Annotated in this window: 1 protein-coding gene; it reads left to right on the top strand. The window is 63.2% G+C overall.

All coding sequences use genetic code 11. The features are described from left to right. On the top strand, nt 1-750 hold a 750-nt coding region (locus tag EN991_RS38460; RefSeq protein ID WP_127370638.1), incomplete at both ends, for an acetylornithine deacetylase/succinyl-diaminopimelate desuccinylase family protein.

The following is a 750-nucleotide window of genomic DNA, read 5'->3' as shown; positions in this document are numbered from 1 at the left end:
CCCGTTTCGACGGGAGATCAGCAGGCGGCTGCGTGCACTCCAACACGCATGTCGACGTGGTCGAAGCCGGCGATGGCTGGACCGTCGATCCCTTCGCCGGCATCGTCAAGGACGGCAGGGTCTATGGCCGCGGCGCCTGCGACATGAAGGGCGGTCTTGCCGCCTCTATCATCGCAGCCGAGGCCTTCCTGGAAGTCTTCCCTGATTTTCCCGGCGCCATCGAAATATCCGGCACCGTCGACGAGGAATCCGGCGGCTTCGGCGGCGTCGCGCATCTGGCCAGGCTCGGCTATTTCTCAAAACCCAGGGTCGACCATGTCATCATTCCCGAGCCGCTGAACAAGGACCGCATCTGCCTCGGCCATCGTGGCGTCTGGTGGGCGGAGATCGAGACCAAGGGGGAGATCGCGCACGGCTCGATGCCGTTTCTCGGCGACAATGCGGTGCGCCACATGGGCGCCGTGCTGCGGGCCTTCGAGGACGAACTGTTTCCCGCGCTCGACCGCAAGATGACGCGCATGCCGGTCGTGCCCGAAGGAGCAAAACGCTCGACCATGAACATCAATTCGATCCATGGCGGCCAGACCGAGGATTTCCGGCCCGGCCTGCCGTCGCCCAACGTGCCCGACTCCTGCCGGATGACCATCGACCGCCGTTTCCTGCTCGAGGAAGATCTCGACACCGTCAAAGGTGAAGTGACCGGCATTCTCGACCGGTTGAAACGCGAGCGGACAAAATTCGACTATGAAA

The organism is Mesorhizobium sp. M7A.F.Ca.US.005.03.2.1 (genome assembly GCF_003997795.1).
In the GTDB taxonomy this organism is placed as follows: domain Bacteria; phylum Pseudomonadota; class Alphaproteobacteria; order Rhizobiales; family Rhizobiaceae; genus Mesorhizobium; species Mesorhizobium ciceri.
This window is presented reverse-complemented; position numbering and strand designations above follow the sequence as displayed.